Genomic DNA, 22216 nt, shown 5'->3' on the forward strand with positions numbered 1-22216 from the left:
GGTCCGGGGCCGGAGTGCGGTGGGAACCGCCCCGGCACAAGATCTACGATGCCGTTAACCACGGTACGACCGGTCCGGGTGCCAGGGGAGGGAAAGTACGAATCCGGGCGCACGCCCGCGCGCGAGCAACCAAACTGCCCGTGCTAGCGTCCAAACCCTCTGTTCGAACTCTCTCACGTCGGTGGAGTTCGACCCCCTCGCCGGAAGGGATGCCGGCCGGGGCGCACCGCATCCGCGACTGGAAGAGGCCACGTGACCACCTGGCAGCCTGCGCGCTGGACCGCCATGAGGGGACCGGGGGCCCTTTTCCGGCGGGTCGACCTGCGCAATCCTGTCGTGGCCGCCACGGTGCTCGCCGCGGTCCTGCATGTGATCTGGGCCTATTTCCTGGCCAAGGACTCCGGCGACATGGCCGCGCAGTACGCCTGGACGGACTTCATAAGGGCCCACCCCTCCGCCTCGTACAACCTGTCCTGGTACGGCGGCATGCACCCCGCGTCGTACAGCATTCTGTCGCCGTACATCATGGCCGGGCTCGGGGTGCGGACCACCGCCGTGATCGCGGGCACCTTGTCCACGACGGCGGCGACGCTACTGCTGATCCGGGCCCGGATCAAGCGCCCGATGCTGCCCGCGCTGTGGACGGCGTTCGCTCTTTGGGGTGACGTGCTCTCCGGGCGGGTCACCTTCGCGCTGGGCGTCCTCTTCGGTCTGATCGCCACGCTGCTGCTGTTCCCCACCGACCCGCCGGTAGGCGCGCGCCGCACCCCGCGGGTGCTGACCGCCACGCTGATGGGCGCGCTGGCCACCATGTGCAGCCCGGTCGCGGGGCTCTTCATCCTGGTGGTCGCGGCGGCGCTGTTCCTCACCGGGCGCCGCAAGGACGCGTATGTGATGGCGGTCTGCCCGCCCCTGGTGGTCGGCGCGACCTCGCTGCTCTTCCCCTTCTACGGGGTGCAGCCCTTCAAGTGGTTCTTCGCCATCATCCCCTTCGCCACGGCCGTGGCGATCGCCCTGGTGGTGCCGCGCGAATGGCGCGTCGTACGCGTCGGCAGCTGGATCTACGCGGCCGGTGTCGCGCTGACGTACGTCATCCCGTCGCCGATCGGCAGCAATGTGGAGCGGCTGGCCCTGCTGTTCGGCGGCACCGTGCTGCTGATCGTGGCCATGGCGTGGACCAGGGGCGGCCGGATGGCGCTGATGCTCTACCTGGCCTTCCTGGGCGTCGCGGGCTGGCAGATCTCCAAGCCCGTGGTGGACCTGGTGAACACCTCGGCGCCCTCGTCCACGGTCGAGCACGCGGCGCCGCTGATCGCGCAGCTCACCAAGGTGCGCGCGGACAAGGGCCGGGTCGAGGTCGTACCGCTGCGCTCGCACTGGGAGGCGTCGGGCCTGGCCCCGCACGTCAACCTGGCGCGCGGCTGGAACCGGCAGGCGGACGTCGAGCGCAATCCGCTCTTCTACGACGGCACGCTGACCGCGGAGACCTACCGGCAGTGGCTCCAACGCTGGAGCGTCGGTTACGTGGTGCTGCCGTCGGACACCCCGGACGGCGCGGCGGTGGCCGAGGCGAAGATCGTGGCGGCGGGCCAGAGCTGGCTGACGCCGGTCTGGCATGACGACTACTGGAAGCTCTACAGGGTCGCGAACGCCGATCCGCTGGCCGATCCGCCCGCGATCGTGGACGAGGCGAGTCCGGCCGAGCTGACCGTGACGATGCCGACCAGCGGCTCGGTGATCCTGCGCATCCCGTGGTCGCCGGTGCTGGGCATCGAGGGCGCCAACGACAACAAGCACGGCTGTCTCATCCAGGACGGCGACTGGACGCGGCTGTACGCGCCCTCGCCCGGCACGTACCGGATCGGCGGCACGTACGCGCTGATCCGCGGCACGCAGTGCAACAAGAACGACGTGGACGGCAGCGGCAGGCCGGACGGCGCGGCACCGGCCGGGCGCTGACCGGCCGGCTGTCCGACCTGAACGGCCTGTTGTCCCACCTGCACGGCCTGCTGTCCGACCCGCCGACCGGCGCCCGACGGCCGCGGTGACCGGGAACGCCAACGGGCAGTGACCCTCACTCTTGTGGAGTAAGGGTCACTGCCCGTTCCGTACGGCGGTGGATACGCCCGCGCGTCCACGGCGGGTACGGCGGCGGCACGGTCCTCGTCGGCGTGACCGACGTATCCGGCGGGTCCGGTGCGGCCTAGTCGGCGTGTCCGAGCTGGAGGTCCCGCTCGGTCCTGCCGCCGCCCGCGACCTGGAGGACGGTGGCGACCGGCGGGTAACCGGCGGCGATCACCGTGTACTCACCGGCGGCGAGGTCCACGAAGCGGAAGTGCCCGTCGGGGCCGGTGGTGACCGAGTCCACGACATTGCCCGCCGCGTCCAGCAGCGTGACCCGCGCGTCCTCGACCAGCCGACCGCCGGGGGCGCGCACGGTCCCGCGCAGCACCGCGCCGCCTGCCAGCTCCACGTCCTGCCGGGTCTCCCGCGACGCTTGCACCGACACCGGCAGCGCGGCGGGCCTGAAGGCGGGCGCGCTGGCCGCCAGCGTGTACTCGCCCGCCACCAACTCGCTCAGGACGTAGGCGCCTTCGCGTCCGCTGCGGGAGGTCGCCACGACGTCGCCGCGGATGTCGGTCAGGGTCACGATGGCGTCCCTGACCGGGGTGCCGTCCGCGGTGCGCACGGCGCCCGCCAAGCGTCCGGCGCCGCCGAGCACCACGTCGAGTTCGACCGGGCGGTCGGCGACGGTGATGCTGACGGCCTGCGGCTGGTGGCCGCCCGCGGCGGCGATCAGCACATAGCTGCCGCTGCCCGGGGTGCTCAGCGCGTACCGGCCGTCCTCGGTGGTCGCGCCGCGGCCGATCTGCCGTCCCGTGACGTCGATCAGGGTGAGCGCGGCGCGGCCGACGGAACTGCCGTCGGAGTGCTGGACGGTGCCGCACACGGGCACACCGCCCGCGTAGCTCTTGCGGGCGCCCGGCACGGCCGAGTCGGTCACGGTGAAGCCGGGCGCGCCGTCGGCGCCGGTGAGGGTGTCGGTGGCGGTGTCGCCGTCGTACGTGGTCGTCGGGGAAGCGGGGCCGTGCTGGGTCACCAGGGGTTTCTCCTTGAGGAGGAAGGCGAAGAGGAAGCCGAGCGCGAGCACCGGCACCAGGTAGAGGAAGATCCGCGGCATGGCCTCGGCGTACGCGTTGACGTACCCGTCGCGCACAGCCGCGGGGAGTGTGCGGACCAGTTGGGGGGTGACCGACTGGGCGTCGGGCAGGTGGGCGCCCTTGGGGAGTTCGACCGCGAGGCGCTTGGCGAGGCGGTCGGCGAAGAGCGTGCCGAAGACGGCCGCGCCGACCGAACCGCCGATCTGCCGGAAGTAGTTGTTGGCGCTGGTGGCCGCGCCGATGTCGGTGGGGCGCACCGAATTCTGCACGGCGAGCACCAGCACGGGCAGCATCAGGCCGATGCCGAGACCGAGTACGGCCATGTAGACGCTGTACTCGGCCTGCGGGGTGTCGGCGTCCATCAGCGACAGCAGATACATCCCGGCCGTCGACAGGGCGCCGCCGATGATCGGGAAGATCTTGTAGCGCCCTGTCCTGCTGATCAACTGCCCGCCGACGATGGAGGCGAGGACGACGCCCATCATCATCGGCAGCATGAGGAGCCCTGATCCGGTGGCGCTCGCGCCGTCGACCATCTGGAGGAAGGTCGGCAGATAGCTGGCCGCGCCGAACAGGGCGACGCCGACGATCCCGCCGATCAGGGCGGTGGTGTTGAAGACCCCGTCGCGGAACAGCCGCAAGGGGATGACCGGTTCCGCGGCGAACCGCTCGACGAGCACGAAGAGCAGCGCGCTGACCACGGCGCCCGCGCCGAGGCCGAGGATCTCCCGGGACTGCCAGCCGTACTTGGAGCCGCCCCAGGTGGTGACGAGCACCAGGCAGGTGGAGCCGACGGCCAGCAGCAGGGCGCCGAGCACGTCGAGGCGGGGCCGGACGGCGGGCTTGGGGAGTTTCAGCACGAGGCTGATCACGACGAGGGTGACCAGGCCGAAGGGCACGTTGATGGAGAAGCACCAGCGCCAGGAGGCGTGGTCGGTGAAGAAGCCGCCGAGCAGCGGTCCCGCGACCGACGCGAGGCCGAAGGCGGCGCCGATCAGGCCCATGTAGCGCCCGCGTTCCCGCGGCGGCACGATGTCGGCCATGATCGCCTGCACGCCGATCATCAGTCCGCCGCCGCCGATGCCCTGGATGGCGCGGAAGGCGATGAGTTCGTCCATGGTGCGCGACCATGCGGCCAGCGCGGAGCCGATGACGAAGGTCATGATCGCGAACTGGAAGACGATCTTGCGGCCGAAGAGGTCGCCGAGCTTGCCGTAGATCGGCAGTCCGATCGTGGACGCCAGCAGATAGGCGGTGACGACCCAGGACATCTTGTCGAGGCCGTGCAGCTCGCCGACGATCTTCGGCAGGGCGGTGGCCACGATCATCTGGTCGAGCGCGGCCAGCAGCAGCGCCAGCATCAGGCCGACGAAGACCAGCCGGACCCGGCGCGGTGTGAGGTCGACCGCGGCGCCGTTGCCGCCGGGCGGTCCCGAGGCGCCGCCCGCCTCCTCGGCCGCGCCCCCGGTCCCCTCCCCCGGCCGTTCGTCGTCCACGGCCGCCGGACGCTCGATCAGCGTGCTGCCACCCACTGCCACTCCCCTCGTCGCGCCTGCCTGGCCACCGTTTCCCGCATTAAGCGACAACGACGAGCAAGCGCGACGATTCTCAGGAAGTACGCGAAACCACCCGTATCAGTGAACGATCACGAAACCAGCGGCACCGTAAGGGACTTCACTCCCCCGCGGCGCACTCCCCTCACTTCACTCCGCTCGGCCCCATTCCAATCGGCCACATTCCACTCGGCGCCACTCCGCTCGGCCCCATTCCGCTCGGCGCCTCACTTCTTCTCGACGTCGGCGGCCAGCGAGGCGAGCAGCGCGTCGTAGATACGGCCGAGGCCCTTGGGCGCGAAGGTGCGCTCGAAGAAGCCGCCGACGCCGCTCGCGCCCTGCCAGGTGGTGACGACGACGACCTTGCTGCGGCCCTCGCCCGACGGGGTGACCGTCCAGGTGTTCACGAGCGTCGAATTGCGGTCGGTCTCGACCAGCGTGTCCGCGGCGGGCGCGGAGACGTCGAAGAGGCAGTCGCGGATCCGCTTGCTGGTGGCCTGGAGCTTCCAGTGGACGACGGTGCCCGCGCCGTGGCCGCCCTCCCGGACCTCGTACTCGCTGAACTGCTCAGGGAGCACCCGGCCGCGGGTGCCCGCGTAGTCGGCGACGGCGGCGTACACCCGCTCCGGCTCCGCGTCGACGATCCGCTCCGTGGTGGCCTCGACCAGCGCCATGACTTCTCCTCAGGTCCGTGCCAGGTCGCGCGCCTTCCCGGCGCGCCGCACAAGCCAACCACACGCGCTTATCGAATCTGTGTTCTATTGTGGACGGACGGGCGACCGGAGACGGCCGGCCGGAGACAACCGGAGGAGGGCGCGATGCGCTGGGACCATCTGAGCGGTGACGACGCGGCGGCCGGTGGCGCGCCCGCGCTGTTCGGCGCCGACGCGGTCACCCGGACCTTCGACACGCCGGGCTTCCGCGGCATCACCTTCCACGAGATACGGGCGAAGTCGATCATCAACCGGGTGCCGGGGGCGTCCCGCATGCCCTTCGAGTGGACGGTCAATCCGTACCGCGGGTGCAGCCACGCCTGCGTGTACTGCTTCGCGCGCAAGACGCACAGCTATCTCGATCTCGACACCGGGATCGACTTCGACTCGCAGATCGTGGTGAAGACCAACGCGCCGGAGCTGCTGCGCCGGGAGCTGGCGTCGGCGCGCTGGCAGGGCCAGCACATCGCGATGGGCACGAACGTGGACTGCTACCAGCGCGCGGAGGGCCGGTATCAGTTGATGCCCGGCATCATCGCCGCGCTGCGCGACCGCGCCAACCCCTTCTCGATCCTCACCAAGGGCTCGCTGATCCTCCGCGACCTGGAACTGCTGCGGCAGGCCGCCGGCGTCACCGATGTGTCCATCGCGCTGTCGGTCGGCTTCACCGACGGCGAGCTGTGGCGCAGCGTGGAACCGGGTACGCCTTCCCCCGAGACCCGGCTGGCGGTCTGCCGCACCCTGCGGGCGAACGGGCTGCCGCCCACCGTGCTGATGGCGCCCGTCCTGCCCTTCCTCAGCGACTCCCCCGAGCAGTTGCGGGCCACCGTCCGCGCCATCGCCTCGGCGGGCGCCGCCTCGATCACGCCCCTGGTCCTCCATCTGCGGCCGGGCGCCCGCGAGTGGTACATGGCGTGGCTCGGCCGGCACCACCCGCATCTCGTACGGCGCTACGAGACGATGTACGCGGGCGGCGCGTACGCCCCGACGTGGTACCAGCGCCGGGTCACCCGCCAAGTCCACGAATTCGCCACGGAGTTCGGCTGCGGGCCCGCGCATCGCGAGGGCACGCGGCGCTTTCGGAAGCCGGGCGAGCCGGAGGCGGGGCTGTCCGGCGACCAGGTGCCGGCGGCACGGCCCGCCGCGGAGAACACCCAGCTCACGCTGCTATGACCTCGCGCGGTTCCGGACAGGCGTCAGGCCCTAGGCGTCGGCCAGCGCCGCGCGGGCGGCCGGGGCCAGTGGCGGGTGGGCGGTCGCGGCGCGCAGCGCGTGCCGGGCGGCGGGGGGCGCCTGCCGCGGGCACAGTGCGCCCAGGCCCTCCACGCAGGCCAGCGCGATGCGTTCGTGGGGCGCGGGGGTCGGCCGGGCGAGCAGCCGCTCCAGGGTGGTGGTGAGCGCCGGTACGGCCTCGGGCGCCCGCATCCGGACCAGAAGGCGGATGGCGGGCAGCGCGTAAGCGACCCGCAGTTCGTTGGTGGCCAGCGCGGCGGCGGCCCGCCCGGTCCGCGGGTCCGCCAGCCGCGCCAGCGCCTCGGCGGCGCGGCTCGCCCGCGACTCGTCCCGGTAGTTCAGCAACAACGCCAGCGTCTCGAACGCCCGCCGGTCTCCCGCCTCCGCCAACTCCACGGCGGCCGCCTCCCTCACCTCCAACGGTTCGCCCACGGCGGTGAGCTTGCGAGCGAGGCGTTCACGGGTCTCGACGTCCATCTCCCCACTGTAGGAGCCGAGTTGCCCGTTACCGCCCCGGCGGGGCGGATCGGTCGTTCCCGGACCACCGGCCGGTGGGGGTGGGGCGCTCAGATGGGGGCGGCGCAGATCACATGGGCACAGGACTGGCGGGGAAGTTACTCGCCGGTTACGCTCGGGGGACGTGCACGGTGGTCGGTGACGCAGCCGCCGTGGACGGGAACATTCGTCGGTTCGGCATCATCGCGGCGCGGCCCCGGGACAGGGCTCGCCTATCTCTTCGCGCGGGCACGCACCCCTGCACTTCCGGCCCGCGACTCCACCTCACTCCTTCAGCCGTGTGCGCGCGTGGCGCGCTCCGGTCTCCCCAGCGTCTGGAGTCACGCGATGGACCGTCCGTCCACACCCTCATCGTCAGCGACCGCATCCTCACCCCCCGCCGCGAGCGCGGCGCCCCTGGCGACCGTCGCCGTCGTGGGCCTGGGCACCATGGGCACCGGCATCGCCGAGGTCATGGCCCGCGCCGGTCACGAGGTGATCGGCATCGACATCGACCAGAGCGCGGCGCGCCGCACGGTCACCGCGCTGGAGCGTTCCACGGCGCGCGCCGTGGAACGCGGCCGGAGCACCGAGGCGGAGCGCGGCGACGCGCTGGCCCGCTTCCGTACGTTCCCCGATCTGCGGGCCGCCGCCGAGGCGGATCTGGTGATCGAGGTGGTCGACGAGCGCTACGACATCAAGCGTGAGGTCTTCACCGAGCTTGACCGGCTGGCCAAGCCGGACGCGATCCTGGCGACCGGCACGAACGCCCTGTCCGTGACCCGGCTGGCGGCCGAGACCTCCCGCCCCGACCGGGTGCTGGGGCTGCACTTCTTCGCGCCCGCGCCCGCGATGAAGCTGGTCGAGGTCGTGTCGACGGTCCTGACGTCGCCGGAGACCACGGCGGCCGTCACCGCCCTCGTGCGGAGCCTCGGCAAGGAGCCGGTGCCGGTCGGCGACCGGCCGGGCTTCATCGCCGACGGCCTGCTGTTCGGCTATCTCAACCAGGCGGCGGCGATGTACGAGGCGCGGTACGCCACCCGCGAGGACATCGACGCGGCGATGCGGCTGGGCTGCGGGCTGCCGATGGGCCCGCTGGCGCTGCTCGACCTGATCGGCGTCGACACCGCCACGACCGTCCTCGAGGCGATGTACGAGGCGTCCCACGACCGGCTGCACGCCCCCGCGCCGGTGCTCAAGCAGCTCACGGCGGCCGGGCTGCGGGGCCGTAAGTCGGGCCGGGGTTTCTACAGCTACCAGGCGCCGGGCAGCGCGGTCGTGGTGCCGGACGCGGAGACTCCGGGCGCCGGGGACACCCGGCCGGCCGGGCGGCCGGTGCGCGCGGTGGGCGTCGCGGGTTCCGGCACGATGGCGACCGGCATCGCCGAGGTCTTCGCGAAGGCGGGCTTCGACGTCGTGGTGGCCGCCCGTACCCAGGAGAAGGCGGAATCGGCGGTGGCGCGGCTGGCGAAGTCGCTGGACCGCTCGGTCACCAAGGGCCGGCTGACCCAGGAGCAGCGGGACGCGGCGGTGGCGCGGGTGTCGCCGTCCGGTTCGTACGACTCCTTCGCCGACGCCGACCTGGTGGTGGAGGCGGTGGCGGAGGATCTGGCGGTCAAGCAGCAGCTCTTCCAGACGCTCGACAAGGTCTGCAAGCCGGGCGCGGTGCTGGCCACCACCACCTCGTCGCTGCCGGTGGTCGCGGTCGCGCGGGCCACCGGACGCCCGCAGGACGTCGTCGGAATGCACTTCTTCAACCCGGCGCCCGCGATGAAGCTGGTCGAGGTCGTGCACACGGTGCTGACCGCGGACGACGTGCGGGCGACGGTGCACCAGGTGTGCGGCGCGGTCCGCAAGCACGCGGTGGACTGCGGCGACCGGGCCGGTTTCATCGTGAACGCGCTGCTGTTCCCGTACCTCAACAACGCGGTGAAGATGGTCCAGGACCACTACGCGAGCGTGGACGACATCGACGCGGCGATGAAGCTCGGCGGCGGCTATCCGATGGGCCCGTTCGAGCTGCTCGACGTGGTGGGCCTGGACGTGTCGCTGGCGATCGAGCAGGTGCTGCACGAGGAGTTCCGCGATCCGGGCCTGGCGCCCGCGCCGCTGCTGGAACACCTGGTGTCCGCGGGCTGCCTGGGCCGTAAGACCGGCCGCGGCTTCCGCGAGTATGCCCGGCGCTGAGGCGCGCCCCGGCAGCGGAACAGGGCACGGCACCGAGCGCCGCGCCGACACCGGCGGCGCGCCGTCCGGCGGGCGTGAGCGCAGGTCGGACCGCGGTCGTCCGGCGGACTGGGGACGTTTCCCCCCGGCCGCCGGACGGGGGGCCGCGCCGTGTTACGTTCCCCACATGTCCCAGCCCGCGAAGTCCGACCCACCTGAGACCGCGAACGGCCGCCGCGCCGCGGCCCAGCGCCACCGGGTGCGCCAGGACCTCGCGTCGGCGGCCATGCACCTGTTCGCCGAGCGGGGTTACGAGGCCACGACGGTCGACGACATCGCGGCGACGGCCGGGGTGGCGCGCCGTACGTTCTTCCGGCACTTCCGCTCCAAGGAAGAGGCGATCTTCCCGGACCACGACGACACGCTGGTACGGGTGCAGGCGGTGCTGGACTCCGCGGAGCCGTACGAGCACCCGTTGGACACGGTGTGCCGGGGCATCACCGAGGTGCTGCGGATGTACGCGTACATGCCGGAGGTGTCGGTCGAGCGGTACCGGCTGACCCGCGAGGTGCCGACGCTGCGGGAGCGCGAGATCGCGTCGGTGGCCCGGTACGAGCGGCTGTTCACCCGCTATCTGCTGGGCCACTTCGACGAGGGCGCGCACCGGGACGGCGACGACGACCCGCTGCTGGCCGAGGTGGCCGCCTCCGCGGTGGTCGCGGCGCACAATCACGTCCTGCGGCGCTGGCTGCGCAATGACGGCAAGGGTGATGTGGAGGCGCAGCTCAACCACGCCTTCGACGTCATCAAGGCCACCTTCGGCAGCGGCATCGGCGCGGGCCGGATACCGTCGCGGGTCGCGGTGGAGCCTGCGGCGACCGTGTCGCGGCAGGGTGAGGTGGTGGTCGCGGTCGCCCGCACCGACGCCTCCCCGGCCGAGATCCTGCGGACGATAGAGCAGGCCCTGCGCCGCGCCTGAGCGCCCCGGGTGCCGTCGGCGCCCGCCCGGCGCCCGAGCGCCCGCCCCACCGCACCCGCAACCACGGCAGCGGCCGACCGGAACCCCGGTCGGCCGCTGCCGCTCGTTTGTGGCGTCCCGGTGACACGTGAGACAAATTTTTGGCACGCAGTGTCTTTACGACTGGCACTGCGTGCCATACCGTGACGGTAGTCCGGGCGGCCGGCGTACGGATATCCCGCGTACGCCGACTGTCCCCAAGGCCCGGACCCGCCTGCGTCACAGGTATCCCCGCGCCACCGCGCACATGGTCAGTTCCAACGCCGTACCCGCCGGACCGACGACGGCACCCCCAGCCATCCGCCCCTGCGTTCCCCCAGCGTCAACGCAGCAGCAGCACGCTTCGCCGGAGGTCAGACACCATGAAGGAAATCCTGGACGCGATCCTCGCGCCTGACAGTTCGGCCGCCGACTTCGCGGCCCTCCCGCTGCCGGAGTCCTACCGCGCCGTCACCGTCCGCAAGGACGAGGCCGACATGTTCGCCGGACTCACCACCCGCGAGAAGGACCCCCGCACCTCGCTCCACCTCGACCAGGTCCCGCTGCCCGAACTCGGGCCCGGCGAGGCCCTGGTGGCGGTGATGGCCAGCTCGGTCAACTACAACTCGGTCTGGACCTCGATCTTCGAGCCGGTCTCGACCTTCTCCTTCCTCGAGCGCTACGGCAGGATGTCGCCGCTCGCCAAGCGGCACGACCTGCCGTACCACGTCATCGGCTCCGACCTGGCGGGCGTCGTGCTGCGCACCGGCGCCGGGGTCAACGCCTGGAAGCCCGGCGACCGGGTCGTCGCGCACTGCCTGAGCGTGGAGCTGGAGTCCGCCGACGGGCACAACGACACGATGCTCGACCCCGAGCAGCGGATCTGGGGCTTCGAGACCAACTTCGGCGGCCTCGCCGAGATCGCGCTGGTCAAGTCCAACCAGCTCATGCCCAAGCCGGAGCACCTCACGTGGGAGGAGGCCGCGGCGCCCGGACTGGTCAACTCCACGGCCTACCGCCAGCTCGTCTCGCGCAACGGCGCGGGCATGAAGCAGGGCGACAACGTGCTGATCTGGGGCGCGAGCGGCGGACTCGGCTCGTACGCCACGCAGTTCGCGCTGGCGGGCGGCGCCACCCCGATCTGTGTCGTCTCCAGCCCGCAGAAGGCGGACATCTGCCGGGCGATGGGCGCGGAGGCGATCATCGACCGCAGCGCCGAGGGCTACCGGTTCTGGAAGGACGAGCACCACCAGGACCCGCGCGAGTGGAAGCGGTTCGGCGCCCGGATCCGCGAACTGACCGGCGGCGAGGACGTCGACATCGTCTTCGAGCACCCCGGCCGCGAGACCTTCGGCGCCTCGGTCTACGTCACCCGCAAGGGCGGCACGATCGTCACCTGCGCGTCCACCAGCGGCTACACCCACGAGTACGACAACCGCTACCTGTGGATGAGCCTGAAGCGGATCGTCGGCTCGCACTTCGCCAACTACCGCGAGGCGTGGGAGGCCAACCGGCTGATCGCCAAGGGGAAGATCCACCCGACGCTGTCGCGGACGTACACGCTGGCCGAGACCGGGCAGGCGGCGTACGACGTGCACCGCAATCTCCACCAGGGCAAGGTCGGCGTCCTCGCGCTGGCCCCCGAGGAGGGCATGGGCGTCACCGACCCGGAGCTGCGCGCGAAGCACCTGCCCTCGATCAACCTGTTCCGCGACGCGACGTCCGGTGTCCCCGACTCCCACGCCGGGGACGCCCGATGACAGGGCGTCAGAAGGACCGGCCCTGGCTGATGCGGACCTACGCGGGGCACTCGACCGCGGAGGCGTCCAACGAGCTGTACCGGCGCAATCTGGAGAAGGGCCAGACGGGCCTGTCCGTCGCCTTCGACCTGCCGACCCAGACCGGCTACGACGCGGACCACGTGCTGGCCCGCGGCGAGGTCGGCCGGGTCGGCGTGCCGATCGCCCATCTCGGCGACATGCGGCGGCTGTTCCAGGACATCCCGCTGGAGCGGATGAACACCTCGATGACCATCAACGCCACCGCCATGTGGCTGCTGGCGCTCTACCAGGTGGTCGCCGAGGAGCAAGGACTCGGCGAGGAGGGCCTCACCGCGCTCCAGGGCACGACGCAGAACGACATCGTCAAGGAGTACCTGTCACGGGGGACGCATGTCTTCCCGCCGGTCCCTTCGCTGCGGCTGACCACCGACATGATCACGTACACGGTCAACCACCTCCCCAAGTGGAACCCGATCAACATCTGCAGCTACCACCTCCAGGAGGCCGGGGCCACGCCGGTCCAGGAGATCGCCTACGCGATGTCCACGGCGATCGCCGTCCTGGACGCGGTCTTCGCCTCGGGGCAGGTCCCGGAGGAGCGCAGGGGCGATGTCGTCGCGCGGATCTCCTTCTTCGTGAACGCGGGCGTGCGCTTCGTCGAGGAGATGTGCAAGATGCGCGCCTTCGGCCGGATCTGGGACACCGTCACCCGCGAGCGGTACGGCATCGAGAACGCCAAGCAGCGCCGCTTCCGCTACGGCGTGCAGGTCAACTCGCTCGGCCTGACCGAGGCGCAGCCGGAGAACAACGTCCAGCGGATCGTGCTGGAGATGCTGGCCGTCACGCTGTCCAAGGACGCCCGCGCCCGTGCGGTGCAACTCCCGGCGTGGAACGAGGCGTTGGGGCTGCCCCGGCCCTGGGACCAGCAGTGGAGCCTGCGCATCCAGCAGGTGCTGGCGCACGAGAGCGACCTGCTGGAGTACGAGGACATCTTCGACGGCAGCCATGTGATCGAGGCGAAGGTCGAGGAGCTGGTGGCGCTCGCCACCGCCGAGATCGAGCACATCCAGGAGCTGGGCGGCGCCATGGCGGCGGTCGAATCGGGCTATCTGAAGTCGGAGTTGGTGTCCTCGCACGCCGAGCGCCGGGCCCGGATCGAGTCCGGCGAGGAGAAGATCGTCGGCGTCAACGTCTACGAGACCACCGAGACCAGTCCGCTGACCGCCGACCTCGGCACGGCCATCATGACCGTCGACCCGGCCAACGAGGCGCGGGTGGTGGCCGCGCTGCACGACTGGCGGGTGGCGCGTGACGAGGCGCGCGCGCAGGAGGCGCTGACCGCGCTGCGCTCGGCCGCGGCGGGCACCGACAATCTGATGCCCGCGACGCTGGACTGCGCGCGGGCGGGGGTGACGACCGGCGAGTGGTCGTGGGCGCTGCGCGATGTGTTCGGTGAGTTCCGGGCGCCGACCGGGGTCAGCGGCGCGCCGGTCGCGGTGGCCGCCGAGGAGGGCAGTCCGATGGCCGAGGTACGGCGCAAAGTCGCCGAGACGGCCAAGGAGTTGGGCGGCGGACGGCTGCGGCTGCTGGTCGGCAAGCCGGGTCTCGACGGGCACTCCAACGGCGCCGAGCAGATCGCCGTACGCGCCCGCGACGCCGGTTTCGAGGTGGTCTACCAGGGGATCAGGCTGACACCCGAGCAGATCGTGTCGGCGGCGGTGGCCGAGGACGTGCACTGCGTGGGTCTGTCGATCCTGTCCGGTTCGCACGCCGCTCTGGTGCCGGACGTGCTGGAGCGGCTGCGCGGGGCCGGGGTGGACGACATCCCGGTGGTCGTCGGCGGGATCATCCCCTCGGCGGACGCCAAGGCGCTGATCGAGGCCGGAGTGGCGGCCGTCTTCACCCCGAAGGACTTCGGAATCACCGGGATCATCGGCCGGATCGTGGACGAGATCCGGCTCGCGAACAAGCTGGAAAAGCTGGAGGTATGACGTGCAGTTCGGCCGCACTTACGAGGAGTTCGAGGTCGGTGCGATCTACAAGCACTGGCCGGGAAAGACCGTCACCGAGTACGACGACCACCTCTTCTGCCTCCTCACGATGAATCACCATCCGCTGCACATGGACGCCAACTACGCGGAGAAGACAACCGACTTCGGCCGCAATGTCGTCGTCGGCAACTACATCTACTCGCTCCTGCTCGGGATGTCGGTGCCCGATGTCTCGGGCAAGGCCATCGCCAATCTGGAGATCGAGTCGCTGAAGCACGTGGCGCCGACCTTCCACGGCGACACGGTCTACGGCGAGACGACGGTGCTCGACAAGCGCCCGTCGAAGTCGAAGAACGACCGCGGCATCGTCGAGGTGGAGACAAGGGGCTACAAGCAGGACGGCACCCTGGTCTGCGTCTTCCGCCGCAAGGTGCTGGTGCCGACCGCCACGTACATCAAGGAGCGCGGCGGGGAACAGCCCGGCCGTCCCGAGCTGGGAGAGAGCTGAGTCATGAGCCGCCTCGCGCAGACCGACGGGCTGACCGACGTCCAGAAGGAGATCCTCTCCACCGTCCGCTCCTTCGTGGACAAGGAGATCCTGCCGGTCGCCACGGAGTTGGAGCACCGCGACGAATATCCGACGGACATCGTCGAAGGGCTCAAGGAACTGGGCATCTTCGGCCTGATGATTCCCGAGGAGTACGGCGGCCTCGGCGAGTCGCTGCTGACGTACGCGCTGACGGTCGAGGAGATCGCGCGCGGCTGGATGAGCGTGTCCGGCATCATCAACACCCATTTCATCGTCGCCTACATGATCAAGCAGCACGGCACACAGGAGCAGAAGGACCATTTCCTGCCGCGTATGGCGGCGGGCGACGTGCGTGGCGCGTTCTCGATGTCGGAGCCGGAACTGGGCTCCGACGTGTCGGCGATCCGCACCAAGGGCGTACGCGACGGGGACGCGTACGTCGTCAACGGCCAGAAGATGTGGCTGACCAACGGCGGTTCTTCCCATCTGGTCGCGGTGCTGTGCAGGACCGACGAGGGGCAGGCGGAGGACGCGCCGCCGCACAAGTCGATGACGACCTTCCTGATCGAGAAGGAGCCCGGCTTCGGCGCCAACGCCTCGGTCCCCGGCCTCACCGTGCCAGGGAAGATCGACAAGATGGGCTACAAGGGCGTCGACACCACGGAACTGATCCTCCAGGACGTGAGGGTTCCGGCCGACCGGGTGCTCGGCGGACAGAGCGGCCGGGGTTTTTACCAGATGATGGACGGCGTCGAGGTCGGCCGGGTCAATGTGGCCGCGCGCGGCTGCGGTGTGGCACAGCGGGCGTTCGAACTGGGCATCGCCTACGCACAGCAACGGCACACGTTCGGCAAACCCATCGCACAGCACCAGGCGATCCAGTTCAAGCTCGCCGAGATGGCCACCAAGGTGGAGGCCGCGCACCGGATGATGGTCAACGCCGCACGTAAGAAGGATTCGGGCGAGCGCAACGACCTGGAGGCCGGGATGGCGAAGTACCTGGCCGCGGAGTTCTGCAAGGAAGTGGTGGAGGACGCGTTCCGCATCCACGGCGGCTACGGCTTCTCCAAGGAGTACGAGATCGAGCGGCTGTACCGGGAGGCGCCGATGCTGCTGATCGGCGAGGGGACCGCCGAGATCCAGAAAATGATCATCGGGCGGCGACTGCTGGAGGAGTATCGTCTCCAGGGATAGCCGAAGGAAGAATGTCCGTATTTATTGACATTTACCCGAGGGGAAGGTCACACTGCGTGAGCCGTCGCGGCACGGGAACCAGCCATCGACTCGCCCTTGAGCTTGCCGAGTTGCCCGTGTCAACCGATACCATCGGGTTAAAGCCGCCGTCCCCAGAAGTAATTCGCGGCACCCTCCGCTACGAAGGTCTTCCATGCCCCACAGCCATTCCTCTGCACCACGCGACGGCCTTGTCGGCGTACGACTCGCGCGCGGAGCGTCGCCGTGGCTCCTCCCGACCGTCGCCACCGCGGCGGTAAGCCTTGTCCGCGCGCGCCGCTCAGGCCGCTGGGCGACGGTGGCCGTCCCCGCCACCGCGCTCGCCGCGGGCATGCTGTGGTTCTTCCGCGACCCCGAGCGCGAGATCGCCGAGGGCCGTGTGATCTGTCCCGCGGACGGTGTGGTGCAGAGCATCATGCCGTGGAAGGACGGGCGTACCCGCGTCGCGATCTTCATGAGCCCGCTGAACGTCCACGTGAACCGCGCGCCCCTCGCGGGCACGGTCACCTCCGTCGAGCACATCCCCGGCGGATACGTACCGGCGTTCAACAAGGAGAGCGAGAACAACGAGCGGGTGGTCTGGCACTTCGACACCGAGATCGGCGATGTCGAGATGGTGCAGATCGCCGGCGCGGTGGCGCGCAGGATCGTTCCGTACGTGCCGCGCGGCTGCAAGGTGGAACAGGGCGAGCGGATCGGCCTGATCCGGTTCGGCTCGCGGGTCGACGTGTACCTGCCGGAGGGCATCGAGCCCGACGTCGAGGTCGGGCAGACCACCACGGCTGGGGTGACTCGCCTTGACCGTGGTTGAACCCGACACGCAGGCAAAGGCCCACACTCACACTCCGGTGCAGGCGCAGTCGCACTGGGTCACCGAGCTGGAGGACGAGGTAGCCGACCTTCCGCTGTCCACCCGGCTGTCCATCGCCGACGCGCTCACTCTCGGTAACGCGATCTGTGGCTTCATGGCCGTGTACTTCACGACCACCGGAGTCCTGGTCCCGCACCTGATGGGCACCACCGTCGGCGGCATGTCCAAGCACAGCGCCGCCACCGCGGTGACGCTCATGCTGCTCGCGTCCGTCTTCGACCTCTTCGACGGGCTGGTCGCGCGCAAGCTGCGCAGCTCCGCGATGGGCGCCGAGTTGGACAATCTCTCCGACCTGATCAGCTTCGGCCTCGCGCCCGCCTACTTCGTCGTCGTCTGGGGTCTGGTCGCCGACGACGCCCACGGCAAGGTGTCGGCCGCCGCCGCGGTGATGGTCGTCCTGGCCGTGGTGCTGCGGCTCGCCCGCTTCTCCTGCACCACGATCAGGGACGGTGTCTTCCAGGGCATGCCCAGCCCCTTCGGGGCGATGACGGTCGTCTCCGTCGTCCTGCTGGAGCTGCCCTTCATCCCCACCGTCGTCGCCATCGTCGGCGTCGCCTGGCTCATGGTGAGCCGCGTGGAGTACCCCAAGCCGCGCGGACGCCTCGCCGTCATCACCCTCGGCTGGATCCTCATCAGCATGGGCTGCCTGACCGCCTGGACCCTCGACGTCCCCGGCGGCCACCTGCTCCTCCAGACGGGCGCCGCCCTCCAGTGCGTGGCCGCGGCGGTCATCCCCTGCTTCGCGACCACGCGCCGCGTCAATACGATGCGGGCCAATCGCCGTGAGGCCAGGGCGGACGCTCTGCGCTGACATGTCTCCGGGGTGAGCCCCCGGTGCGCCGCTACGGCCCGCGGCCCCTCCGCTCTCGGCGGAGGGGCCGCAGTCGTTTCCGCACGCCTGCGCCTGGCGCTGGGGCTGGGGGGGCTGGCGCTGGGGCTAGGGGGCTGGCGCTGGGGCTGGCTAGGTCAGGAAGTCGCGGGCCAGCTCGGCGGAGAGCTGTTCCAGGAGCGGGCCTGCGTTGGGGATGGAGACGGCCGGGTCCGGTTCCAGGGACGAGAGCGGGTAGGCGCGGCGGATCCCGGCGGAGCCGAGGGCGCTGGGGCTGAGCGCGAGACGGCCGCAGACGGCGACGACGTCGATGTCACGGGCGCGGGCGGCCTGGGCGACGCCGACCGGCGCCTTGCCGTGCAGGGTCTGCTCGTCGAGGGAGCCCTCGCCGGTGATGACGAGGTCGACGCCGTCGAGGGCGGCCGCGAAGCCGAGGACGTCGAGCATGACGTCGATACCGGCCCGGAAGGTGGCGCCGAGGCCGACGAGGGCCCCGTAGCCGATGCCGCCCGCGGCGCCCGCGCCGGGGGCGTCGGCCGCCGCGGCGGCGGTCGGACCCTCGGCGAGGGCGAGGACGTCGACGTAGTGCCCGAGGGCGGCGTCGAGCGTGGCGACGTCGGCCTCGGAGGCGCCCTTCTGCGGCCCGTAGACGGCGGCGGCGCCCTTGGGCCCGAGCAGCGGGTTGTCGACGTCGCTGGCGAGGACGATCTCGGTGTCGACCAGCCGCGGGTCGAGCCCGGACAGGTCGGCGGTGGCGAGCGCGGCCAGCGGGCCGCCGCCGGGCGCGACGGGCGCGCCGTCGCGGTCCAGCAGCCGGGCGCCGAGCGCGCTGAGCATGCCCGCGCCGCCGTCGTTGGTGGCGCTGCCGCCGACGCCGAGCACGATGGTGCGGGCGCCCGCGTCGAGCGCGGCCTTCAGCAGCTCGCCGGTGCCGTACGTGGTCGCGGTGAGCGGCGCGAAGACGCCGGACGGCAGGTGCTGGAGGCCGGACGCCTCGGCCATCTCGACCACGGCGGTACGGTCACGCAGCGCGTACGAGGCGTCGACCGGCTCGCCCAGCGGTCCGGTGACGCGTACCGTGCGCCGCTCGAAACCGCCGGTGACGGCGGCCTCGACGGTGCCGTCACCGCCGTCGGCGACCGGTACGGAGGTGACGGTCACACCGGGCGCGCCCTTGCGCAGCCCCGCCTCGACATGCGCGGCCACCTGCACCGCGGTCAGCGAGCCCTTGAACTTGTCCGCGGCGATCAGCACACGTCCCGTGGATCTTGTTGCAGCGTCGGACACTGTCGTACTCCCCATCCGAAAACGGAACATCGCGCCGGTGGGACCCTATCCCGGCCGGGCCCGCCTGCCCATGGGCACCGCGCTGTGTCACCGCGCGATCACCGGTTCGCGAGTCCGCCGCGCGGCCCGTGGTCGTAGGTTTGGCGGCATGACGACGACCGACTTCGCCACGTACATCGCAGGGCTGCCGAAGATCATTTCGGGAGCGAACACCCTCTTCAGGTCCGCCGACGGCCGGATCCTCATCGTCGAGCCGAACTACCGCGACGACGGGACCTGGACGCTGCCGGGCGGCACCATCGAGTCCGATCTGAACGAGACGCCGCGGCAGGCCGCCCGCCGGGAGAGCGCGGAGGAGATCGGTCTGGACATCGAGCCGGGCCCGCTGCTCGCCGTCGACTGGGTGACGGGGCCCGGCAGGCCGCCGCTGGCCAGCTACCTCTACGACGGCGGCGTGCTGGACGAGACGCGGCTGGCGGCGGTACGGCTCCAGGAGGAGGAACTGGACTCCTGGAAGCTGGTCCCGGCCGACGAGATCGACTCCTACTTCTCGCCGGGCGCCGCCCGCCGTGTCCACGCGGCCCTGGCCGCCCTCGCCGCGGGCGCCGGTCCTGTGGAGCTGGAGAACGGCCGCCGCGCGGGCGTCAACTGACGTCACGTCAACCGGCTGGGCAGCGGGGCCTGTTGGGGATATGGCCGAGGTCGGGGGCCGGGTCGGCGAGGCGAGTTCGCCTGCGGCGCATGTGCCGTCGAACCGTCCGGCTCGTGCCGCCGCGCGGTATATCAGTCGCCGGGTCCGCGACCCGGACCTAGGATCCTGCCTCATGATCGAATCCACCCAGCCATCCGAATCGGCCCCGCCGTCTGCCGCCGTGCTCGCGGCCTTCGGCGCGCCGGGGCGGCCGGTGCCGCTGCCGGGCGGGCAGGGGCAGACCTGGCGGGACGGCGAGGTGGTGCTCAAGCCGACCGGGCTCGCGGCCGAGACCGCGTGGCGGGCCGAGGTGCTGACCGCGCTACCCGCGTCCCCGCACTTCCGGGTCGCGCGGCCGGTCCGGGCGGCGAACGGCGGCTGGACGGCGGAGGGTTGGGAGGCGTGGCAGTACGTGGCCGGTCGGTCCGAACCGGGGCGGCCCGCCGATGTGCTGCGGACGGCCGCCGCCTTCCACGCCGCGCTCGCGGACGTACCGCGCCCCGGCTTCCTCGACACGCGCGAGGGCCCGTGGTCGTACGCGGCCCGGGTCGCCTGGGAGGAGTCGCCGCTGGACGACGGTGACGCCGAGGTGGCCGCGCTCATCGCCCAACTGGCCGCAGAACGCCGCCCGTTCGAGCCGTCCGGCGCACCGGCGCCGCAGGTCGTGCACGGCGACCTGCTGGGCAATGTGCTCTTCGCGGACGGCCTGCCGCCCGCGGTCATCGACTGGCCGCCGTACTGGTACCCCGCCGACTGGGCGGCGGCCGTCGTGGTGGTCGACGCGCTGCTCTGGTACGGGGCGGGGCCCGCGGTCCTCGCGCTCGGCCCCGCCGGGGACGGCTGTGTCCCCGACCCCGACGCGTGGGCCCAACTCCTCGTCCGCGCCCTGCTGTTCCGGCTGGTCACCGGCGCCGTGCTCGGCCCGGACGCGCGGCCGCGACCGTACGAGCGGGCGGCGGTCGCGGCCGTACGGGCGTATGCGGCCGCGGGCGGTCAGGGCTTGGGGATGTCGAAGAAGTAGGTCAGGCCGCCGGCCAGCCGGATGTCCCCCTGCACCTTCAGCTTCCGGGTGAAGAACAGCGCCGGGCCCGAGGCGTTGCCCGAGACCAGCTTGAGGAATTCCGGCGCGGCCATCGTGAGGGTGAGCTGCGGTGTACGTCCGGTGTCCTCGGCCGTGACGGCGCAGGCGCCGTTCGCGATGTGCGTCTCGTAGACGTCCGGTGCCTCGTCCCCCGCCGTGATCCGCCAGCGGATCAGGGCGTCGCGGCGGCCCGCCGACTCCGGCTTGAAGAGGGTGCCCATCCGGTGGAAGACCTCGTCCAGGACCCGTCGGCGCTGCGCTCCGTTCATGAACTCCGCGATCCGGCGGGCCGGAAGATCCCGTACGATCCGCGCGAATTCCTTCGGCTCGACCGTGCCGAAGTCGAGGAGTTCGAGGTCGATGTCGTCGAGCGCAGCCATGTCGGGCCTTCCTGACTCCAGAGTAAGTTTACTGGTGAGTAAGGATAGGTACGGCGCGGCACCGTGGCAAGGCGTCGCCTCGGGCACCGCGCGGGCAGCGGAAATAGGCGCGCGGGGCCGCCCCGCCCTCCCGTACCGTCACGGCATGCATGCTGATCAGCCGCCGTTGCCCGAAGTCCTCGCCGCCGCGCCGGACGTTCCCGTGGTCGCCATGGCCCAAGCCCTTCGGGAAGTGCCCGGGGTGGTCGGGGTGCTGCTCGGGGGCAGCCGTGCGCGCGGGACGCACCGCGCGGACTCGGACTGGGACCTCGGCGTGTACTACCGGGGCGAGCCGGATGTGGCCGCGTTGGCCGCGCTCGCGCGGGAGTTCACCGGGGAACCGGTGGAGGTGGCCGCGCCGGGCGGGTGGGGGCCGTGGGTCAACGCCGGGGCGTGGCTGCGCGTGGACGGGGTCGCCGTCGACTGGATCCTGCGGGACGTCGACCGCGTCCGGCGGGTGTGGCAGGACTGCCGCGAGGGCCGCTACGAGGTCGGTATCCAGCCGGGGCACCCGCTCGGTTTCTGGTCGCCCTGCTATCCGGGCGAGGTCGCCCTCGGGCACGTACTCGCCGACACCGCCGGGGAGTTGGCGGCGCTCCGGGCCGAGACGCGGGTGTATCCCGAGGCGTTGCGTCGGGCTCTGGTCGAGGCCGCGTGGGAGGCGGAGTTCACGGTGGCCGCTGCCGCGAAGTCGGCCGTCAAGGGGGATCACGTGCACGTGTCCCTCTGCCTGTCGCGGGCCTTCGGTGTCCTCGCGCAGGCGTTGCACGCCTGGAACCGGGTGTGGTGCCTGAACGAGAAGGGGGCCTTCCCCGCGGCCGCGGTGCTTTCCGGGGCTCCTGCGGGGTTCGCCGACGAGGTCGGCGTTCTTCTCGGTCGCAGTGGGCTCTCGGCCGAGGAGCTTTCCGCCACCGTGGCCTCGGCGGCCCGCCTGGTCCGCGAGGCCCGCCGCGGCCTCCCCCTCCCCTGACCCGGACTGCGCGCCGGGCTGGCGCAGGGCCTGTTCTTAGGGGCGCGGGGATGTGCGCCGGGCTGGCGCAGGGCCTGTTCTTAGGGGCGCGGGGAACTGCGCGCCCAGCCACCAGCCGTGGCGAGCTGTAAATACCGGCCCCAGCGGGGCAGTTGCTGTGTGTTTTCGGGCTGAAAGCCCGGCGGTGGCTGGGCGCGCAGTTCCCCGCGCCCCTCA

General features: G+C 71.4%; 18 protein-coding genes. 13 read left to right on the top strand and 5 right to left on the bottom strand.

What is annotated here, in order from left to right:
- Positions 1 to 252 precede the first annotated feature (252 nt).
- Positions 253 to 1959 (top strand): MFS transporter, encoded by a 1707-nt coding sequence (locus ACIO6U_RS16335; protein WP_355339162.1) that lies wholly within the window; start codon positions 253 to 255, stop codon positions 1957 to 1959.
- Between the two features lie 244 nt (positions 1960 to 2203).
- Here ACIO6U_RS16335 and ACIO6U_RS16340 read toward each other — a convergent pair whose 3' ends face one another.
- The gene (locus ACIO6U_RS16340) at positions 2204 to 4693 is read right to left on the bottom strand and encodes a DHA2 family efflux MFS transporter permease subunit (RefSeq protein WP_391049549.1); all 2490 of its coding nucleotides are present in this window, start codon (positions 4691 to 4693) and stop codon (positions 2204 to 2206) included.
- A gap of 248 nt (positions 4694 to 4941) precedes the next feature.
- On the bottom strand, positions 4942 to 5388 hold the full coding sequence (locus tag ACIO6U_RS16345) for an SRPBCC family protein (RefSeq protein WP_355339159.1): 447 nt from the start codon (positions 5386 to 5388) through the stop codon (positions 4942 to 4944).
- Positions 5389 to 5532: 144 nt separating this feature from the next.
- Between ACIO6U_RS16345 and ACIO6U_RS16350 the strand changes: the two genes are divergently transcribed.
- Complete coding sequence (locus ACIO6U_RS16350) at positions 5533 to 6600, top strand: Rv2578c family radical SAM protein (protein ID WP_391049546.1); 1068 nt, start codon at positions 5533 to 5535, stop codon at positions 6598 to 6600.
- Between the two features lie 30 nt (positions 6601 to 6630).
- Here the strand turns inward: ACIO6U_RS16350 and ACIO6U_RS16355 are convergent, their stop codons facing one another.
- Complete coding sequence (locus ACIO6U_RS16355; RefSeq protein ID WP_401719758.1) at positions 6631 to 7230, bottom strand: adenylosuccinate lyase; 600 nt, start codon at positions 7228 to 7230, stop codon at positions 6631 to 6633.
- Positions 7231 to 7503: 273 nt separating this feature from the next.
- Between ACIO6U_RS16355 and ACIO6U_RS16360 the strand changes: the two genes are divergently transcribed.
- The 8 genes from ACIO6U_RS16360 (at position 7504) to pssA (ending at position 17534) form a co-directional block, all read left to right on the top strand.
- Positions 7504 to 9342, top strand: coding sequence for a 3-hydroxyacyl-CoA dehydrogenase family protein (locus tag ACIO6U_RS16360; protein WP_401719496.1), 1839 nt, complete (start codon positions 7504 to 7506; stop codon positions 9340 to 9342).
- A gap of 166 nt (positions 9343 to 9508) precedes the next feature.
- Positions 9509 to 10300 (top strand): TetR family transcriptional regulator, encoded by a 792-nt coding sequence (locus tag ACIO6U_RS16365; protein WP_355339147.1) that lies wholly within the window; start codon positions 9509 to 9511, stop codon positions 10298 to 10300.
- Between the two features lie 401 nt (positions 10301 to 10701).
- Positions 10702 to 12078 carry a crotonyl-CoA carboxylase/reductase gene (ccrA, locus tag ACIO6U_RS16370; RefSeq protein ID WP_401719499.1) on the top strand — a complete coding sequence of 459 codons (1377 nt, stop codon included), beginning with the start codon at positions 10702 to 10704 and terminating at the stop codon, positions 12076 to 12078.
- The gene (locus ACIO6U_RS16375; RefSeq protein WP_401719502.1) at positions 12075 to 14090 is read left to right on the top strand and encodes a protein meaA; all 2016 of its coding nucleotides are present in this window, start codon (positions 12075 to 12077) and stop codon (positions 14088 to 14090) included. Before ccrA ends, ACIO6U_RS16375 begins: the two co-directional genes overlap by 4 nt.
- 1 nt (position 14091) lies before the next feature.
- Positions 14092 to 14598 carry a MaoC family dehydratase gene (locus ACIO6U_RS16380; RefSeq protein ID WP_355339138.1) on the top strand — a complete coding sequence of 169 codons (507 nt, stop codon included), beginning with the start codon at positions 14092 to 14094 and terminating at the stop codon, positions 14596 to 14598.
- Between the two features lie 3 nt (positions 14599 to 14601).
- Positions 14602 to 15813, top strand: coding sequence for an acyl-CoA dehydrogenase family protein (locus ACIO6U_RS16385; RefSeq protein ID WP_355339135.1), 1212 nt, complete (start codon positions 14602 to 14604; stop codon positions 15811 to 15813).
- 193 nt (positions 15814 to 16006) lie between these two features.
- Positions 16007 to 16663, top strand: a complete 657-nt coding sequence (locus tag ACIO6U_RS16390) for a phosphatidylserine decarboxylase (RefSeq protein WP_355339132.1) — start codon at positions 16007 to 16009, stop codon at positions 16661 to 16663.
- A gap of 37 nt (positions 16664 to 16700) precedes the next feature.
- Positions 16701 to 17534, top strand: a complete 834-nt coding sequence (gene pssA, locus ACIO6U_RS16395) for a CDP-diacylglycerol--serine O-phosphatidyltransferase (RefSeq protein ID WP_355339129.1) — start codon at positions 16701 to 16703, stop codon at positions 17532 to 17534.
- Between the two features lie 150 nt (positions 17535 to 17684).
- Here pssA and ACIO6U_RS16400 read toward each other — a convergent pair whose 3' ends face one another.
- Complete coding sequence (locus ACIO6U_RS16400) at positions 17685 to 18854, bottom strand: glycerate kinase (protein ID WP_355339126.1); 1170 nt, start codon at positions 18852 to 18854, stop codon at positions 17685 to 17687.
- 133 nt (positions 18855 to 18987) lie between these two features.
- On the opposite strand from ACIO6U_RS16400, the gene ACIO6U_RS16405 reads away from it, so the two are divergent.
- Positions 18988 to 19491, top strand: a complete 504-nt coding sequence (locus tag ACIO6U_RS16405; protein WP_355339123.1) for an NUDIX hydrolase — start codon at positions 18988 to 18990, stop codon at positions 19489 to 19491.
- Between the two features lie 172 nt (positions 19492 to 19663).
- Positions 19664 to 20551, top strand: a complete 888-nt coding sequence (locus tag ACIO6U_RS16410; RefSeq protein WP_401719509.1) for a TIGR02569 family protein — start codon at positions 19664 to 19666, stop codon at positions 20549 to 20551.
- Here the strand turns inward: ACIO6U_RS16410 and ACIO6U_RS16415 are convergent.
- Positions 20524 to 20991 carry an SCP2 sterol-binding domain-containing protein gene (locus tag ACIO6U_RS16415; RefSeq protein WP_355339117.1) on the bottom strand — a complete coding sequence of 156 codons (468 nt, stop codon included), beginning with the start codon at positions 20989 to 20991 and terminating at the stop codon, positions 20524 to 20526. The genes ACIO6U_RS16410 and ACIO6U_RS16415 overlap by 28 nt on opposite strands.
- A 145-nt stretch (positions 20992 to 21136) precedes the next feature.
- On the opposite strand from ACIO6U_RS16415, the gene ACIO6U_RS16420 reads away from it, so the two are divergent.
- Complete coding sequence (locus ACIO6U_RS16420) at positions 21137 to 22000, top strand: nucleotidyltransferase domain-containing protein (protein WP_401719512.1); 864 nt, start codon at positions 21137 to 21139, stop codon at positions 21998 to 22000.
- Positions 22001 to 22216 lie beyond the last annotated feature (216 nt).

The organism is Streptomyces sp. NPDC087422 (genome assembly GCF_044744145.1).
GTDB lineage: Bacteria > Actinomycetota > Actinomycetes > Streptomycetales > Streptomycetaceae > Actinacidiphila.

Bases quoted from the DNA above. Each gene is read 5' to 3' on its own strand.
- ACIO6U_RS16345 (WP_355339159.1), bottom strand. From the start codon at position 5,388: ATGGCGCTGGTCGAGGCCACCACGGAGCGGATCGTCGACGCGGAGCCG.
- ACIO6U_RS16350 (WP_391049546.1), top strand. From the start codon at position 5,533: ATGCGCTGGGACCATCTGAGCGGTGACGACGCGGCGGCCGGTGGCGCG.
- ACIO6U_RS16360 (WP_401719496.1), top strand. From the start codon at position 7,504: ATGGACCGTCCGTCCACACCCTCATCGTCAGCGACCGCATCCTCACCC.
- ACIO6U_RS16365 (WP_355339147.1), top strand. From the start codon at position 9,509: ATGTCCCAGCCCGCGAAGTCCGACCCACCTGAGACCGCGAACGGCCGC.
- ccrA (WP_401719499.1), top strand. From the start codon at position 10,702: ATGAAGGAAATCCTGGACGCGATCCTCGCGCCTGACAGTTCGGCCGCC.
- ACIO6U_RS16375 (WP_401719502.1), top strand. From the start codon at position 12,075: ATGACAGGGCGTCAGAAGGACCGGCCCTGGCTGATGCGGACCTACGCG.
- ACIO6U_RS16385 (WP_355339135.1), top strand. From the start codon at position 14,602: ATGAGCCGCCTCGCGCAGACCGACGGGCTGACCGACGTCCAGAAGGAG.
- ACIO6U_RS16390 (WP_355339132.1), top strand. From the start codon at position 16,007: ATGCCCCACAGCCATTCCTCTGCACCACGCGACGGCCTTGTCGGCGTA.
- ACIO6U_RS16400 (WP_355339126.1), bottom strand. From the start codon at position 18,854: ATGGGGAGTACGACAGTGTCCGACGCTGCAACAAGATCCACGGGACGT.
- ACIO6U_RS16405 (WP_355339123.1), top strand. From the start codon at position 18,988: ATGACGACGACCGACTTCGCCACGTACATCGCAGGGCTGCCGAAGATC.
- ACIO6U_RS16410 (WP_401719509.1), top strand. From the start codon at position 19,664: ATGATCGAATCCACCCAGCCATCCGAATCGGCCCCGCCGTCTGCCGCC.
- ACIO6U_RS16415 (WP_355339117.1), bottom strand. From the start codon at position 20,991: ATGGCTGCGCTCGACGACATCGACCTCGAACTCCTCGACTTCGGCACG.
- ACIO6U_RS16420 (WP_401719512.1), top strand. From the start codon at position 21,137: ATGCATGCTGATCAGCCGCCGTTGCCCGAAGTCCTCGCCGCCGCGCCG.